Origin of the sequence: Halarchaeum acidiphilum MH1-52-1, from assembly GCF_000474235.1 — an archaeon.
GTDB classification, from domain to species: Archaea; Halobacteriota; Halobacteria; order Halobacteriales; family Halobacteriaceae; genus Halarchaeum; species Halarchaeum acidiphilum.
The window spans coordinates 1-15880 of sequence record NZ_BATA01000061.1 but is presented as its reverse complement, the minus strand read 5'-3'; the positions used below and the strand labels follow the sequence as shown (position 1 = coordinate 15880).

Sequence of the window (15880 nt, the reverse complement as noted above, 5' to 3'; positions counted from 1 at the left end):
ACGCCGTCGAGTTCCTCGAAGTACCGATCAGAGGCGTCGACGACGCGCAAGCGCTCCATGTAGCCGAAGACCTCCTCGATCTCCTCCGTTTCGCCCTCGCGCATCAGGCCGGTGTCGACGTAGACGGGGACGAGTTGCTCGCCGACGGCCTCGTAGGCGAGCGCGGCGGCCGTCGAGGAGTCGACGCCGCCGGAGAGCGCGATTATCGCTGTACTGTCGCCGAGTTCCTCGCGGATCTCCGCTTTGGCCTCGTCGACGAACGCCTCGACGTCGACCATCTACTTCGTCACCTCCGACCCGGCGTCGACGTCGGCGCGCTCCATGACGGCGTCGAGGAACCCGACGAACGGCGGGCTGGCGCGCGAGGGCCGCGAGCGGAACTCGGGGTGGAACTGCGTCCCGAGGAAGAACGGGTGGTCCTCGCGCTCGACGATCTCCATGCGGTTGCCGGCGTGCCCGGAGAACGTGAGACCGTCCGCGGTGAGGCGCTCGATGTACTCGGGGTTCACCTCGTAGCGGTGGCGGTGACGCTCCGTGCACTCGGTGTCACCGTAGACGTCCGCGGCGAGCGTCCCCTCGTCGATCTCGGTGACGTGCGCGCCGAGGCGCATCGTCCCGCCGAGGTCTTCGAGGTCGTACTGCTCGGGCAGGAGGTCGATGACGGGATGGGGCGTGCCCTGCTCGATCTCGGCGGAGTGGGCGCCCTCCAGTCCGACGACGTTCCGGGCGTGCTCGACGACGGCGAGTTGGAAGCCGAGACAGAGCCCGAGGAAGGGGACGTCGTGTTCGCGGGCGTAGCGGACGGCGTCGATCTTTCCGCGGGTGCCGCGCGCGCCGAAGCCGCCGGGGACGACGACGCCATCGGCGTTCCGCAGGCGCTCCTCGTGCTCGTCGGCCATCTCGTCGGCGTCGACCCACTCGACGTTCACGTCGACCTGCTTCTGGAGACCGGCGTGCTTGAGCGCCTCGTGGATGCTGATGTAGGCGTCCTCGAGGGCGTACTTCCCCACGAGCGCGACGTCGACCTCGCCCGCGGCGTCGCGCGTCACGATGTCGCGCCACTCCGTCGAGCGTTCGTCGGGCACGAGCGCGTCGTCCGCGATGGCGAGGCGCTCCATGACGTACTCGTCGAGTCCCTCCTCTTCGAGGACGAGCGGGACGTGGTAGATGTCATCGACGTCCGGATTGCTGAAGACGGCCTCGGTGTCGACGTCGCAGAAGAGCGCGATCTTCTCCTTGACGTCCGGATCGAGGCGCTCGGGGTTGCGCCCGACGAGGATGTCCGGCTGGAGACCGATACTCCGTAACTCCTTCACGGAGTGCTGGGTGGGCTTGGTCTTCTGCTCGCCGTTCTTCGAGTTCGGGACGAGCGTGACGTGCGTGAAGAGGAGGTCCTCCTCGTCCTGCTCGTGACTGAACTGACGGAGGGCCTCGAGGTAGGGCATCCCCTCGATGTCGCCGACGGTCCCGCCGATCTCGACGATGCAGACGTCCGTCCCCTCGGCGGCCTCGCGGATGCGGCGCTTGATGTCGTCCGTGACGTGCGGGATCACCTGCACGGTCTTCCCGAGGTAGTCGCCGGCGCGCTCGCGCTCGATGACCTCCTGATAGACCTTGCCGGTCGTGACGTTGTGGTCGGAGGTCATGTCGACGTCGAGGAAGCGCTCGTAGTTGCCTAAATCGAGGTCGACCTCCCCACCGTCCTTCAGCACGTACACCTCGCCGTGCTGATAGGGGTTCATGGTGCCCGCGTCCACGTTGAGGTACGGGTCGACCTTCACGGCGGTGACGTCGAAGCCCGCGTTCGTGAGGAGGCGACCGAGGCTCGCGGCGGTGATGCCCTTCCCGAGGCCGGACATCACGCCGCCGGTGACGAAGACGAACTTGTTCCCCAAATCGGGGTCGTATCCGGTCTCCTGCGGCATACTGCGTCTCCGGACGAAGCGATGAAAACGGTTTCGGAGGCGCCCCGGTGATGTGACCGGCTGGCACGCGCTCCGGACGCGTTTCGTCGGACGCGCGTCCAGCGAGAGCCGGTTCGTAGTGCCCGGAACCGCAGAACTAACAGCGCGCCGCTCGATCCCCCGCATATGTCCGAGACCATGCGCGCGGTCGAAGTCCCCGAGGCGGGCGCCGACTTCGAAGTCACGGAGAAGCCGGTCCCCGAACCCGCCGCGGACGAGGTCCGCGTCGCCATCGAGGCCTGCGGCGTCTGCCACAGCGACGAGATCACGAAGGAGGGTCTCTACCCCCGCATCGAGTTCCCCCGCGTGCCCGGCCACGAGGTCGTCGGCTACGTCGACGCGGTCGGCGCGGACGTCACCGAGTGGGAGGCGGGCGAGCGCGTCGGCGTCGGCTGGCACGGCGGCCACTGTTTCACCTGCGAGGCCTGCCGCCGCGGCGACTTCATCAACTGCGAGAACGCCGACGTGACGGGTCTCGACTTCGACGGCGGCTACGCCGAGTACACCGTCGCGCCCCGCGAGGCGCTCGCGGCCGTCCCGGACGGACTCGACGCGGTGGACGCCGCGCCGCTCCTCTGTGCGGGCATCACGACGTTCAACGCGCTGCGGAACAGCGACGCGCGCCCCGGCGACCTCGTGGCCGTGCAGGGCGTCGGCGGCCTCGGCCACCTCGGCATCCAGTACGCCCACGAGGCCGGCTTCGAGGTCGTCGCGCTCTCCCGCGGCACCGAGAAGGAGACACACGCCCGCGAACTCGGCGCCGACCACTACGTCGATACCGAGGCCGAAGACCCCGCCGAAGCCCTCCAAAAGCTCGGCGGCGCGAGCGTCGTCCTCGCCACCGCGCCCTCGGCGCCCGCCATCGAGTCCGTCGTCGGCGGTCTCGGCACCGACGGCGAGGTGCTCGCGGTCGGCATCCCCGAGTCCCCCGTGGGCGTCCACGCGGGCATGCTCGTCGGCACCCGCGGCTCCGTCTCCGGGTGGGCCTCCGGCACCGCGAAGGACTCGCAGGACACCCTCGAGTTCAGCGCGCTCCGCGACGTCACCCCGGAGATCGAGACGTTCGATCTCGCGGACGCCGCCGAGGCCTACGACCGCATGATGGCGAGCGAGGTCCGCTTCCGCGCGGTCCTCGAACCGTAGGCACGACGCGCCCCTTCCCCGACGGTTTTTCTCGCGGCGCCCCGAGAGCCGAACATGGTAACCGACGAGACGATGCGCGCGGTCGTCGCCCCCGAGGAAGGCGCGGCGTTCGAGACGCGAGAACTGCCCATTCCCGAACCCGACGCCGACGAGATCCGGATCGAGGTCGAGGCCTGCGGCGTCTGCGGCGGCGACGACGCCGCACGAAGGGGCCACGAGTACGGCGGCGGACTGGAGTACCCCCGCGTGCCCGGTCACGAGATCGTCGGCTACGTCGACGCGGTCGGCGCGGACGTCACCGAGTGGGAGGCGGGGGAGCGCGTCGGCGTCGGCTGGCACGCCGGGCACTGTTTCACCTGCGAGGCCTGTCGCCGCGGCGACTTCCACTCCTGCGAGAACGCCGAGGTGACGGGCGTGCACCGCGACGGCGGATGGGCGGAGTACGCGCTCGCGAGTCGCGAGGCCGTCGCGAGCGTTCCCGAGTCCTTTGACGCCGTCGAGGCCGCACCGCTCCTCTGTGCCGGCCTGACGACGTTCAACGCGCTGCGGAACAGCGACGCGCGCCCCGGCGACCTCGTGGCCGTGCAGGGCGTCGGCGGCCTCGGCCACCTCGGTCTCCAGTACGCCCACGAGGCCGGCTTCGAGACGGTCGCGCTCTCCCGCGGCACCGAGAAGAGAGAGCACGCCCTCGAACTCGGCGCCGACCACTACGTCGACGCCGAGCGCGAGGACCCCGCCGAAGCCCTCCAAAAGCTCGGCGGCGCGAGCGTCGTCCTCGCCACCGCGCCCGCCGCGCCCGCCATCGAGTCCGTCGTCGGCGGTCTCACGACGGACGGACAGGTCGTCGCCGTCGGCGTCCCCGAGGAACCGGTCGGCGTCCACGTCGGGCAGCTCGTCGGCACCCGCGGCGCGGTCGAGGGATGGGCCTCCGGCACCGCGCTCGACGCCGAGGAGACGCTGGACTTCAGCGGGCTTCGCGAGATCACCCCCGAGGTGGAGGTCTTCGACCTCGGCGACGCGGAGGACGCCTACCAGCGGATGCTGAACAGCGACGTGCGCTTCCGCGCCGTCCTCACCCCCTGAGTTCGGCGGCGAGGAACGAGCCGATCGATGCAGCGGCGACGTCCGTCGACCCCGCGACGGCGTGGCCGGTGGCGAGCGCGGTCACCGTCGCGCCCGCGTCTCGGGCGGCAGCGACGGCCGGGCGCCAGTCCGCCGTCGTATCGCGCTCGCCGTAGACGACGTACAGCGGGACGTCGATATCGCGGACGGCCGTGACGACGTCGAGACCGTCGGCGGCGAGGCGCGTCGGCGCGAGGAGCGCGACGGCGCGGAGCGACACCTCGACGCTCGCGGCGGCGAGCGCGGCGATCGCCGCCCCGAAGCTGTACCCGATACAGCCGACGCGCTCGTAGCGTTCGGTCGCCCACCGGAGGGCGTTTCTGGCGTCCTCGCGCTCGCCGTATCCGCCGTCCCAGTCGCCGTAGTCGATGCGGAGACAGGCGATCCCGCGGGCCGTGAGAGCGTCGCTGACGGCGAGCAGGCGCGCGTCGCCGCGGTGGCCGCCGCGTCGCGGATGCGGGGGGCACGCGACGGCGCAGGCGTCGGTGTCGGTCGCGTCGTCCGGGACGTCCAGCGCCGTCTCGACGCGTCGCGCGCCCGGAACGAGGACGGTCTCACCGCTCACGCGTCCACAAAACGGGTGAGGACTATTAACCTTCGACCCGCTAGACCGATCCATGGGTCTGCTCTCGCGCGCCTCCTACGTCGTCCGCTCGAAGGTCAATTCGCTCCTCAACCGGGCGGAGGACCCGACGGAGTCGCTGGACTACTCGTACGAACAGATGCGCGACGAGCTGAAGGACGTCGAGCGCGGGCTGGCCGACCTCGTCGCGCAGAAGAAACGACTGGAAGTGCAACGCGAGCGCCTGCAGAAGAACGTCGAGAAGCACAACGAGCAGGCGCGCGAGGCGATGCGCCAAGACAGGGAGGACCTCGCGCGACGCGCCCTCGAGAAGAAGCAGAGCAAGCTCGCGAGCATCGAGGAGATGGAAGAACAGATCTCCTCGCTCGAATCCACGCAATCGGACTTGGAGGAGAAGAAGAGCCAGCTCCAAGAGCGCATCGAGCGCTTCCGCACGAAGAAGGAGACGATGAAGGCGCGCTACGAGGCCGCGGAAGCGCAGAACCGCGTCTCGGAGGCGATGACGGGGGTCGGCGACGAGATGGCGGACGTGGGGCGCGCGGTCGAGCGCGCGGAGGAGAAGACGGACGAGATGGAGTCGCGCGCGGCGGCGATGGACGAACTCACGGAGCGCGGCGTCTTCGAGGACAAGCTGAGCGACGAGGACGCCATCGACCGCGAGCTCTCGCAGGGGCGCGCGGACCGCGAGGTGGAGGCCGAGTTGGAGACGCTGCGCGCGGAGAGCGAGAGCAAGAGCGAGAGCGGGGAGACGAGCGAGGCGAGCGCCGACGCGGACCGCGAGGCGAGCGCCGACGCGAGCGACGTGGACGAATCGGCGGTCGACGAGTCGGCGGTCGAGGCCGAGCTCGAAGAACTCCGCGAGGAAGAGGGGGGGAGCGAGTCGAAGGCGTAGGCCGGCCGCCGGTCCTTTTCCCTCGGCGGGCGTGGATCACCCATGTCGAGCGGAGACGACCGACCGAGCGATACGATGCGCGAGCGGGTGCCGGAGAACAGCCGGACGTTCTGGGTGCTCCTCGAGGCCGACCGGTGGCTCGTCGCGGGCTGCATCCTCGGCTCGGTGTTCCTCGCGCTCGTCGCCGCGGGACTCCTCCACCCGACGCCGGTGAAGACGCTGTTGACCCGCGGCGACCCCCTCGAAACGCTGTATCAGGCGCTCGTCGGCTCGACGATCACGGGCGTGACGCTCGTGTTGACGCTGAGCCAGCTCGTGCTCTCACAGGAGCAGGGACCGGTGGGCGACCAGCGCGAGCGCATGGAGGGGGCGATGGCGTTCCGCGAGGACGTCGAGGACGTCATCCGCGAGCCGGTGAGTCCCGCCCAGCCATCGGCGTTCCTCCGCTCGCTCGTGAAGCTCACGAAGCGGCGCGCACAGGCGGTGCGGGACGCGGTGGCGGAGGACGCGATCGACGAGACCGACGGCGATCTCGCAGAGCAGGTGGACGCGTTCGTCGAGAACCTCGAAGGGAACGCGGAGACGGTTGCGTCGAACCTCGAGGGGTCGCAGTTCGGGGAGTTCGACGTCGTGTTCTCCGCGCTCAACTACAACTACTCGTGGAAGCTCTACGCGGCCCGGCGCATCCGCGCCGAACACGCGGACGCGCTCACGGAACGCGCGGCGGACGCGTTCGACGAACTCATCGAGGCGCTCGAACTGTTCGGCCCGGCCCGCGAGCACTTCAAGACGCTCTACTTCCAGTGGGAGCTGGCGGACCTCTCGCGGACGGTGCTCTACGCGTCCGTCCCGGCGATCGCGGTGGCGACGGGGTCGCTGCTCTTCTTCGATCCGCGCGACGTCGCCCGCGGGTGGGTCGCGCTCGTCGTCGCCGCGCTGACCGTGACGGTGACGCTCGCGCCGTTCGCCATCCTCCTCGCGTACATCCTGCGCATCGTCACGGTGACGAAGCGGACGCTCTCCATCGGCCCGTTCATCCTCCGGGAGACCGATCGGTCGCGCGACCTCGATTGGGGGGAGACGGAGGCGACGAGCGGCGAGAGCCCCGGTATCGAGGACGACGACTAGTCGTGCGAAAGATTAACAACCATCGAGCCATATATGATCAACAACCATGTACGATACCGTGCTCGTGCCGACGGACGGGGGCGACGCCGCGGCGGACGGCGTCGAACACGCGTTCGACCTCGCGGCGGCGCACGACGCGAGCGTGCACGTCCTCAGCGTCGCGGCACCCGGAATGGAGACCGTCGCGATCGGCGGCGGCAGCGTCGGGTCGATGGCGGCGGCGAATCAGGCGGCGAGCGAGCGGACCGCCGACGAGGTGGTCGCGGCGGCGGAGGAGCGCGGGATCGAGGCCACCCGCTCGGTGGAGAGCGGGCTGCCGCATCGGGTCATCCTCTCGCACGTCCGGCGACACGACGCCGACGTGGTCGTGATGGGAACGCACGGGCGAACGGGGATCACACGCGCCCTCACCGGGAGCGTCACCGAACGCGTGATCCGCCACGCCGACGTCCCCGTCATCGCCGTCCGCGCGCAGGACTGACACGGACGCGGAGCGCGTCGACGCCTACGCGGACACGCACACGGACGCGGAGCGCGTCGAGCACGAGGAGAGCCGCGACGCCGCCGCAGAGGACGAGGACGTCCACGGCACGGGCGGGGATGTCGAGCGTGAAGGTGAGCACCGTCGCGTACGCCGGGGGTGACGATCGTCGAGAGCGATTCATCCCAGCGTCGCGAGGACGACGGCGACGACGACGACCGCCCCGGCCTGCCGGAGACCGGCGGCGGTGTGCGGGGGGAGCGTAACCCCGGAAAGCGGCCCGATTGAGGTCCTCCGGGAGTCGTAATCGGTATGGTCGCGACTCGGGTAATAGTGTACGGATGGACCGCCGCCGCTTCCACGAATTCCTCGCTGTCGCCGTCGTGCTAGGGGTGCTCGTCGGTCTCACTGCCACCGGTTTCCGCGTCGTCTGGCTCCTCGTGAAGCACGAACTCTGGGGGACGCTCACGGAGACCTACTGGCGCGTCGTCGTCTCGGTCGTCGCTGGCGGCCTCATCGGGCTGATACTCTCGCGGACGTTCTACCCGGGCGCTCTCTCCGCACTCATCGCTCAGTTCCACGACGAGGGCGCCGTCCCGATCGAGGACAACGTCCCGACGCTCCCCGTCGGGCTGCTCGGTCTGGTCGCCGGGCAGCAGGCGGGCCCGGAGGGCGTCATGAGCGTCGTCGGCGGATCGTTCGGCACGTGGGTCGCCGACCGTTTCGGCGTCGTCGGCTCCCGAAAGCTCCTCACGCTCGCCGGGATGGGCGCGGGGTTCGGCACGATCCTCGGCGCTCCGATCGGCGGCGCGCTCCTCTGGCTCGAACTCCCCCACCAGCGCGGTCTCGAGTACTACGAGGCGCTCGTCCCGACGTTCGTCGCCTCGTTCGCCGGCTACCTCACCGAGGCCGGGCTCGGACGTCTCGTCGTCCGCTGGCGGCCCGAGCTTCGGACCGGCCCGTTCGGTCTCTTCCCGTCGTGGCACGTCACCGCCGTCGGGCCGCTCACCCTCCACCACCTCGCCGTCGCCGTCGGTCTCGGCGTCCTCGTCGTTCCCGTCGCCGCCTTCTACGTCGAGACGTTCGACGTCGTCGCGCCCTCCTCGATCGGGCCGACCCGCCGCTCCCCGCGCGGACGACGCTCGCCGGCCTCGGCATCGGTCTCCTCGGATGGGTCCTCCCGCTCTCGTACTTCTACGGCGCGAGCAAGATGCCGACGCTCCTCGCGGGCGACCGGACGCCGCTCGTCCTCGTCGCCACCCTCCTCGCGTGCATGATCGCCGCCGGCCTCACCATCAAGGGCGGGTGGCTCGGCGGCCTCATCGTCCCCCACATGTTCATGGGCGCCATCGTCGGGAAGATCGCCGCTCTCCTCGTCCCCGGCGTCGGCCCCGTCGTCGCGATGCTCGCCGCGATGGCCGCGTTCAACGCCGTCGTCACCGGCACGCCGCTCTCCTCGGCGCTCATCGCCATCTCACTCACGGACGGCGCCGCCATCGTCCCCGTCTTCCTCGCCTCCATCGCCGGATTCGTCGCCAGTCCCTACGTCGAGTTCCTAGAGACGGCTGCGACCCGCCACGAACAGCCGAACTTCCACCTCGACGACTAGTCGCGCGGGCCGCGGCGGCCCGCGAGGACGTGCGTCCCCGTCTCGACGTTACCGACCGCCGAGAAACTTCCCTGCCGGTGCCTTCACGAGCGGTTCGAGGCGGTTGGCTGCGTTCATCTACCGGCGAGGAACGTCGGTTCGAGGTGTTTCTGGTCGACCTCGCGGTCGAGGTGCTCGCGGAACTCGGGGCGCGAGACGTCGTTCGCCTCCCGCTCCATGCGGTCGCGGACGCTGATGACGTTCTCGGCCTCCTCGTCGCCGCCGACGATGACCATGTACGGGACGCGATCCTCGTGGGCCTGCTGGATCTTCTTCCCGATCGTCCACGAGCGGTCCTCGATCTCGACGCGATACTCGCCGAGTTCGTCGGCGACCTCGCGGGCGTAGTCGAGGTTGTCGTCGCTGATCGGGAGGACGCGCACCTGCTCGGGCGCGAGCCACGTCGGGAACTTCCCGTTGAAGTGCTCGATGATGACGCCCATGAAACGCTCGAACGTCCCGAGGAGCGCGCGGTGGATCATCACCGGGTGGTGCTCCTCGTTGTCCTCGCCGACGTACGTCAGATCGAGGCGTCGCGGGATGTTGAAGTCGGCCTGCACGGTGCCGATCGTCCACTCGCGGCCGAGCGCGTCGCGAGCGTTCACGCCGATCTTCGGACCGTAGAAGGCGGCTTCGCCCTCCTCGACGTCGAAGTCGAGGTCCTCCCCGCGCAGGGCGTCGCGCAGCGCGTCCGTCGCCTGCGACCAGAGTTCCTCGCTCCCGATGGCGTTCTCGCCGCGCGTCTCCAGCTTGTAGATGACCTCGAGACCGAAATGGCCGTACATCTCCTCGATGACCTGCAGGATGTTGAGGATCTCCGATTGGATCTGGTCGGGGCGGACGTAGGCGTGCCCGTCGTCCTGCGTCATCCCGCGGACGCGCAGCAGCCCGGAGAGCTCGCCGGACTGCTCGTTGCGATAGACGTTACCGAACTCGCTGAAGCGCTCGGGGAGGTCGCGATAGGAGCGCGTCGAGGTGTCGTAGACGTGGCTGTGGTTCGCGCAGTTCATCGGCTTCAGGCCGTACTCGGTGTCGTCCTGCTCCCACGCGAACATCTCGCCGTTCTCCCGGAAGTTCTCGTAGTGCCCGGACTTCTTCCACAGCTCGGCCTTGTTCAGTTCGGGCGTGCGGACCTCCTCGTAGCCGAGCTCCTCGTTCATCTCGCGGACGTAGTCCTCCAGTTCGCGGCGGATCGCCATGCCGTTCGGGTGGTAGTGGACGCAGCCCGGCGAGTGGTCGGGGATGCTGAACAGGTCGAGTTCGCGCGCGAGCTTGCGGTGGTCGCGCTCCTCGGCCGCCGCGAGCATCGCGAGGTGGTCGTCGAGTTCGTCCTGCGTCTCGAACGCCGTGCCGTAGACGCGGGTGAGCGTCTCGTTCTCCTCGTCGCCCCGCCAGTAGGAGGCGGAGATCTCGAGGAGTTCGAAGCCGCCGATTTCGCCCGTCGACTCGACGTGCGGTCCCTTGCAGAGGTCCTGAAACTCGCCCTGCCGGTAGAAGGAGACGGGGTCCTCGCCCGCGGCCTCCTCCTCGAGGATCTCGCGCTTGAAGGGGTTGTCCTCGTAGAACTCGAGGGCGCCCTCGCGATCCAGCGTGACGCGCTCGACGTCGAGGTCCTCCGCGATGATGTCCTCGGCCTCGGCCTGAATCTCCGCGAGGTCGTCCTCGTCCAAATCGACGCCGTAGACGTCGTAGTAGAACCCCTCGTCGGTGGACGGGCCGATGGTGAGTCTCGCGTCGGGATGGAGTCGCTGGAGGGCCTGCGCGAAGACGTGCGCGGCGGTGTGGCGCAGGACGTCGAGGTACTCCTCGGAGGAGTCCGTCACGATCTCGATCCGGCAGTCCTCGCTCAGGGGCTCATCCTTCGAGACGAGCTCCCCGTCGACGACGCCCGCGACCGTGTCCCGGCCGAGACCCTCGCCGATTCGGTACGCGACGTCCTCGACCGTCTCCCCCGCCTCCGCGTCGAGTTCGGAGCCGTCGGGGAGCGTGACCGTGATATCGCTCATGGGCCGTGATACGGCCAACGCCCCACATAAGCGTGTCCGTCCGACGACAACGCGGCGTCGATCGAGAGGTGCGAAACGCGTCGCGGGATGGCTCCGAGTTGAAGGGTGATGATGCGCCCACTCGGGCACATGACCTGACCCGACGCCCGCCGGCGGCCACCGCGAAACGGTGGCGCGGCCGCCGACGGGATCGACGCGCGCCACCCGTTCGCCACAGCGATGCTACTCGGCCAGCCGCGCGCCCGTCCCCGATCGCTCAACGGCATCGAGGTCGATCTCGCCGCCGGGCATCGGCACGCCCGCGTACGGGTCGTCCGCGAGGAGGAGCGAGCCGTCGAGGTCCGCGTAGTCGACGAGCGGCGCGAGATGGTGGGCGGCCGCGATGGCGGCGTTCGTCTCGACCATGCAGCCGAGCATCACGTCAAGCCCGTGCGCGCGGGCGGCGTGGATCAGTCGCCGAGCCTCGCGCGGGCCGCCGCACTTCATCAGCTTCACGTTCGCGATGTCCGCGATTTCGGCGACGTCAGGGACGTCCGCGAGCGTCACGCACGACTCGTCGGCGGCGACCGGGAGCGCCCCGTGCTCGCGGACGAAACGCATCCCGTCGGGGTTCTCGGCGGGGACGGGCTGTTCGACGAACTCCACGCCGAGGTCGGCGAGCCACTCCGTGTTCGCGACGGCCTCGCGCGGCGACCACGCCTCGTTGGCGTCCACGCGGAGCGTCGCGTCCGGCGCGGCCTCGCGCACCGCCTCGACGATCCCCCGGTCGCGCTCCGTCCCGAGCTTCACCTTCAGGATGCCGTATCCCGCCGCGACGGCGTCGCATGTCTTCTCGCGCATCCGCTCGGTCGTGTCGAGACCGATCGTGAACGACGTTTCGGGGGCGCACGCGGGATCGAGTCCCCAGTAGCGATAGAGCGATAGCCCGGCGCGCTTCGCCGCGAGGTCGTGGCAAGCGACGTCGACGGCGGCGCGCGCGGCCGGATTGCCGCGGACCACGCGAGCCATCTCCGCACCGATCCGTTGGAGGTTCGTCGGATCGCCGACGGTCTCGACAGCGTCGAGGAGATCGGGGAGGACGGCCTCGACGGTCGCGACCGTCTCGCCGTAGTGCGCGGCGGGTGCGGCCGCCCCGAGACCGACGCGATCCTCGCCGTCCGCGACGCGGACGAGGACGTTCTCGGCGGTCGCGGACGACCCGCGCGAGATGGCGAACTCGTTTTCGAGCGGGAGTTCGAGTCGCTCGAAGTCGGTTCGGAGGCTCACAGCACCGCGTCGAGGATGACGCCCGTCCCCTGTCGGATGGGGTCGGCGGCGGGCAGACCGAGTTCGTCGGCGTACGCCTCGACGGCGGCGTGCGCCTCGGCGTCGTCCGGGATCGTGCGCGTGTTCAGCGCGCCCGCGACGACCTCGCTTCCGCCGACCGACGCGGCGAGCGACTCGTGAAGGTCGACGAACTCGGGGATCGGGGGCAGTTCCTGACTGAAGCCGTGGAAGCGTTCGCGTCCGGCGGCGTGACAGAGGACGAGTTCGTCGGCCATCGATCCGTGGAGAATCGCAGTTGACACCGGTGAGTACGCGGGGTGGGCGACGCTCGCTTGGCCCTCCACGAAGAGGTAGTCGTGGTCGTTCCCGCGCGCCAAGATCATCTCCTCGACGGCGCCCGCGGCGAAGTCGGAGACGGTGCGGTCGATCGGGTACCCCCAGCCCTCGATCACGATGCCCGTCTGGCCGGTCGGGACGAACGCGGCGTCGATCCCGCGCTCGCGGGCGCCCGCGACGAGTTCGAGCGTCGTCGTCATCTTCCCGACCCCGCAGTCGGTGCCGACCGTCGCGACGACGGTGGCCTCGACTTCGTCCGCGACGCCCTCGGCGACGCCGAGATCGTCCGGCGGCCGGCGGACGTCCCACAGTTCGCACCCGTTCTCCTCGGCGAGATCGCGGAACTCCCCGTCCTCCGTGAGGAAGTAGTGGAGCCCGGAGATGACGTCGCAGCCGCGTTCGAGCGCCGCGCGGACGTCCGGACGCCACGACTCGTCGAAGCCGCCGCCGATCGGCGAGATCCCGACGAGGAGGGCGTCGATCGGGGCGTCGACCTCGCTCAGCGACGCGACGATCGGAGCGTCGGGGAGGGTCTCGTCGTGGTCGGCGACGCGCTCGCCGTCGCGCTCGCGGTCGAGGACGGCGACGACGTCGTGATCCGAGTAGCGGAGGACGCCGACGGCCGTCTTCGCGCCGTCCGGGAACTGCTCGTGTGCGAGGATAGCGATACGCATAGTGAGGCGATCGTCGCGGATCGTGTTAAAGGGCGGAGGCGGGAGTCGGGTGCGCCGTCACTCGTCGGCGTCGGCGATCCGTGCCGTGAGATGGCCGGTGCCGCAGCCGAGATCGAGGACCCGCTCACCGGGTTCGGGATCGAGGAGGTCGACCACGCCCTCGCCGCACTCGAAGACGAAGGCGTACCCGTCGTCGTGGCTCTCGCTGTCCCACTCGTTCGTCGAGTCGTCGTCGGCGTCGGTCACGGCGAACGCGGCGCGGGGCCTTCTAGATTCCGGGTCACACCCCTCGGAAGGGGACGGTCCAGAAGTCCGCAGCGGCGCGCTCGAGCGCGTTGATCGGGGCGCCGCTCGCGTCCGAAGGCGCGCGCGCGTCGGCGTCGAACTCCCCGAGGAGGGTCGTCTCGCCCGTGACGTAGAGCGCGTCGTACGCGTGCCCGTCCGCGAGATCGGCGAGCGCGGCGCGAGCGTCGTCGAGGTGCTCGTCGATCTGGCTCTCGCGGCGGCGCTCGAAGCGCGACTGGGAGAAGCCGCCCTTCGAGTGTTTGCCCTTCACGTCGCTCTCGAAGCCGCGGGAGGCGACGCGCTCGACCGATTCGCCGGTCGCGTCGTAGACGCCGACGGCGAACAGGTCGGAGCGGACGAGCGCGAGGGCGTAGGTGCCCGCGGGTTCGAACCACTCCCGTCGCACCCGAAACGAGTCGTTCCACTCGCAGAACGCGTCGGGGGCGAGCGGCGGGGCGAGCGTGCAGGCGACGACACCCGCGTCGTCCGCGTAGACGAGGCAGGGTGCGGCGCGCTCGACGAGCGGGACGCGCTCGCCGAGGGCGTCGGCGACGGGACCGGGGATGTCGTGTTCGTCCGATACCATCGCGGTAAGCGCTCCCTCCGGTCCGGCCTCGACGCTCTCGACGAGCCGGAGCACGCGATCGAGACGGTCGCCGCGGAGAGTCTCGCTCGCGCGGAAGCCACGAGATACGCTCTCGTGCGACTCGGCGCGCTCGACGCGGTCCTCCAGTTCGGCGATGCGGTCCTCCAGACGGTTGATCGTCTCCTCGGCCTCGTTACGCGCGGCGACGGCCTCGCGACGGCGCTCTCCCTCCGCCTCCAACTGTTCCCGGAGGCTCTCGACTTCGCCCTCCAGTTCGCCGATGCGCTCCTTCAGGGAGGACCGTCCGAGGAGTCGATCCAGCATGTCCCGAAGGCGGGCCGGGCACCGCTTAGGGGTTGTGGTGAACGTGGCTTCGAACGACGTGGCTCCGACCGTCGGGAGGCGCCGCGGAACGGCGAGCGGCGAGAGCCGCGAGCAGCGCGACATCGAGGGGGCACCGCGACGTCGTCGGCGATAGCGGAAGACGTCTTCCGGGATCGACGCCATGAAAGCACGACCGGGCGTATCGCCGTCGTGAGCGAGTCGATAACTGAGAGGTTCTCTCCGGCGGTGTTGGCGACGGCGTTCGCGACGTTCGTGGCCTTCCTCGGTATCGGTGTCGTCGATCCCATCCTCCCGATCATCGGACAGCAGATGGGGGCGACGAGCGCGGAAGTCGAACTCCTGTTCACGGCCTACCTCGTCGTGATGGCCGTGGCGATGCTCGTCTCGGGCGTGCTGGGCGCGCGCTTCGGGAACAAACGCGTCATTCTCGTCGGTCTCGCGCTCGTCGCGGTGATGGCGACGCTGGCCGGGCTCTCGAACTCCATTCCGGAGATCGTGGCCGCGCGCGCCGGCTGGGGATTCGGGAACGCCCTCTTCACGTCGACGGCGCTCGCGGTCATCGTCGGTCTCGCGGCCGGCGGCACCGAGGAGGCGATCATGCTCTACGAGGCCGCGCTCGGTCTCGGTATCGCGGGCGGCCCGCTCCTCGGTGGCTACCTCGGCGGGATGAGCTGGCGCTATCCCTTCTTCGGGACGGCCGCGTTGATGGTGATCGCGTTCATCGTCTCCGTGCTCTTCCTGCGCGAACCCGAGACGAAGGAGGAGGCGTCGCCGCGCGACATGCTCGCGGCGCTGACGAACCGCCCGGTCTTCACGAACGCCGCGATCGGTCTCTGTTACAGCTTCGGCTTCTTCACGATCCTCGCGTACTCGCCGCTGACGCTCCCGGATCTCTCCGCGCTCGGGCTCGGGCTGACCTTCTGCGCGTGGGGCGCGCTCGTCGCGATCTCCTCGGTCTTCGTCGTGAACTGGCTGACGGCGCGCTTCGACGCGGCGCGCGTGCTCTTCTTCGACGTCGTCGGAATGGGTCTCGTGCTCGTCGCGGCCGGCCTCGCGCACGGCCAGCTCCAGCTCCTCTCGGTCATCGTCGTCTCCGGGGTCTTCTGCGGGATCGCGAACGCGCTGTTCACGACGTTCGCGATTCAGGTGTCGCCGTTCACGCGCTCGGTGTCGTCGGGCGCGTACAACTGCCTGCGGTGGGCGGGCGCGGCGATCGCGCCGGTGCTCGCCGGCCACCTGAAGGACGAGTTCGGGATCCACGTCCCGTTCTACGTCGCCGCAGCCGTCGTCTTCGTCGGCGCGGTCCTCCTGCTCGCGCAGGGATCGCGGCTCCTCGATGCGATCGATCGGAACGCACACGCGCCGAACGCGGACGCCTAGCGTCCGCGGAACGAGCGAGCGGTGAAACCGCGAGCAACGCG

Annotated in this window: 15 protein-coding genes and 3 pseudogenes; 9 read left to right on the top strand and 9 right to left on the bottom strand. The window is 69.9% G+C overall.

The window, feature by feature from the left end:
* Both AOZ13_RS10525 and AOZ13_RS10520 read right to left on the bottom strand, forming a co-directional pair.
* Positions 1-278: pseudogene (locus tag AOZ13_RS10525) on the bottom strand (glutamine-hydrolyzing GMP synthase); the annotation flags it as partial.
* Positions 279-1925, bottom strand: coding sequence for a CTP synthase (locus AOZ13_RS10520; RefSeq protein WP_020222417.1), 1647 nt, complete (start codon positions 1923-1925; stop codon positions 279-281).
* Positions 1926-2102: 177 nt separating this feature from the next.
* Here AOZ13_RS10520 and AOZ13_RS10515 point away from each other — a divergent pair, with 177 nt between their 5' ends.
* Entirely contained in the window at positions 2103-3107 is a 1005-nt protein-coding gene (locus AOZ13_RS10515) for an alcohol dehydrogenase (protein ID WP_049934072.1), read from the top strand.
* Between the two features lie 72 nt (positions 3108-3179).
* On the top strand, positions 3180-4190 hold the full coding sequence (locus AOZ13_RS10510; protein ID WP_049934071.1) for an alcohol dehydrogenase catalytic domain-containing protein: 1011 nt from the start codon (positions 3180-3182) through the stop codon (positions 4188-4190).
* On the opposite strand, the gene AOZ13_RS10505 is transcribed toward AOZ13_RS10510, so the two are convergent.
* Positions 4180-4794, bottom strand: coding sequence for a dienelactone hydrolase family protein (locus tag AOZ13_RS10505; RefSeq protein WP_021780538.1), 615 nt, complete (start codon positions 4792-4794; stop codon positions 4180-4182). The genes AOZ13_RS10510 and AOZ13_RS10505 overlap by 11 nt on opposite strands.
* Before the next feature lie 52 nt (positions 4795-4846).
* Between AOZ13_RS10505 and AOZ13_RS10500 the strand changes: the two genes are divergently transcribed.
* Genes AOZ13_RS10500 through AOZ13_RS10490 form a run of 3 tightly spaced genes read left to right on the top strand, consistent with a single transcriptional unit; the run spans position 4847 to position 7313 of the window.
* Positions 4847-5704 (top strand): PspA/IM30 family protein, encoded by an 858-nt coding sequence (locus AOZ13_RS10500; RefSeq protein ID WP_020221210.1) that lies wholly within the window; start codon positions 4847-4849, stop codon positions 5702-5704.
* A 42-nt stretch (positions 5705-5746) separates the two neighbouring features.
* The gene (locus AOZ13_RS10495; protein ID WP_020221209.1) at positions 5747-6832 is read left to right on the top strand and encodes a hypothetical protein; all 1086 of its coding nucleotides are present in this window, start codon (positions 5747-5749) and stop codon (positions 6830-6832) included.
* Between the two features lie 46 nt (positions 6833-6878).
* Entirely contained in the window at positions 6879-7313 is a 435-nt protein-coding gene (locus AOZ13_RS10490) for a universal stress protein (RefSeq protein ID WP_020221208.1), read from the top strand.
* Here the strand turns inward: AOZ13_RS10490 and AOZ13_RS14240 are convergent.
* On the bottom strand, positions 7288-7455 hold the full coding sequence (locus AOZ13_RS14240) for a hypothetical protein (RefSeq protein WP_020221207.1): 168 nt from the start codon (positions 7453-7455) through the stop codon (positions 7288-7290). The two genes, AOZ13_RS10490 and AOZ13_RS14240, sit on opposite strands and share 26 nt — an antisense overlap.
* 17 nt (positions 7456-7472) lie before the next feature.
* Here AOZ13_RS14240 and AOZ13_RS15325 point away from each other — a divergent pair, with 17 nt between their 5' ends.
* The 3 genes and pseudogenes from AOZ13_RS15325 to AOZ13_RS14230 all read left to right on the top strand — a co-directional run bounded on the left by AOZ13_RS15325 (position 7473) and on the right by AOZ13_RS14230 (position 8922).
* Entirely contained in the window at positions 7473-7601 is a 129-nt protein-coding gene (locus tag AOZ13_RS15325) for a hypothetical protein (RefSeq protein ID WP_020221206.1), read from the top strand.
* A gap of 53 nt (positions 7602-7654) precedes the next feature.
* Positions 7655-8389 (top strand): annotated as a pseudogene (locus AOZ13_RS15320) (chloride channel protein); the annotation flags it as partial.
* Complete coding sequence (locus tag AOZ13_RS14230) at positions 8293-8922, top strand: chloride channel protein (protein WP_159103063.1); 630 nt, start codon at positions 8293-8295, stop codon at positions 8920-8922. The pseudogene AOZ13_RS15320 and the gene AOZ13_RS14230, both read left to right, overlap by 97 nt.
* Positions 8923-9035: 113 nt before the next feature.
* Here AOZ13_RS14230 and thrS read toward each other — a convergent pair whose 3' ends face one another.
* From thrS to AOZ13_RS10455, 5 genes and pseudogenes are all read right to left on the bottom strand, one after another.
* The gene (gene thrS, locus AOZ13_RS10475) at positions 9036-10967 is read right to left on the bottom strand and encodes a threonine--tRNA ligase (protein ID WP_020221204.1); all 1932 of its coding nucleotides are present in this window, start codon (positions 10965-10967) and stop codon (positions 9036-9038) included.
* 222 nt (positions 10968-11189) lie between these two features.
* Positions 11190-12233, bottom strand: coding sequence for a dipeptide epimerase (locus AOZ13_RS10470; RefSeq protein WP_020221203.1), 1044 nt, complete (start codon positions 12231-12233; stop codon positions 11190-11192).
* Positions 12230-13243 carry a DUF1611 domain-containing protein gene (locus AOZ13_RS10465; RefSeq protein ID WP_021780535.1) on the bottom strand — a complete coding sequence of 338 codons (1014 nt, stop codon included), beginning with the start codon at positions 13241-13243 and terminating at the stop codon, positions 12230-12232. Before AOZ13_RS10465 ends, AOZ13_RS10470 begins: the two co-directional genes overlap by 4 nt.
* Positions 13244-13312: 69 nt before the next feature.
* Positions 13313-13489: pseudogene (locus AOZ13_RS10460) on the bottom strand (class I SAM-dependent methyltransferase); the annotation flags it as partial.
* Positions 13490-13523: 34 nt separating this feature from the next.
* Positions 13524-14438 carry a Vms1/Ankzf1 family peptidyl-tRNA hydrolase gene (locus AOZ13_RS10455; protein ID WP_020221201.1) on the bottom strand — a complete coding sequence of 305 codons (915 nt, stop codon included), beginning with the start codon at positions 14436-14438 and terminating at the stop codon, positions 13524-13526.
* A 246-nt stretch (positions 14439-14684) separates the two neighbouring features.
* Between AOZ13_RS10455 and AOZ13_RS10450 the strand changes: the two genes are divergently transcribed.
* Positions 14685-15839, top strand: coding sequence for an MFS transporter (locus AOZ13_RS10450; protein WP_394324679.1), 1155 nt, complete (start codon positions 14685-14687; stop codon positions 15837-15839).
* The last annotated feature ends 41 nt before the right edge of the window (positions 15840-15880 follow it).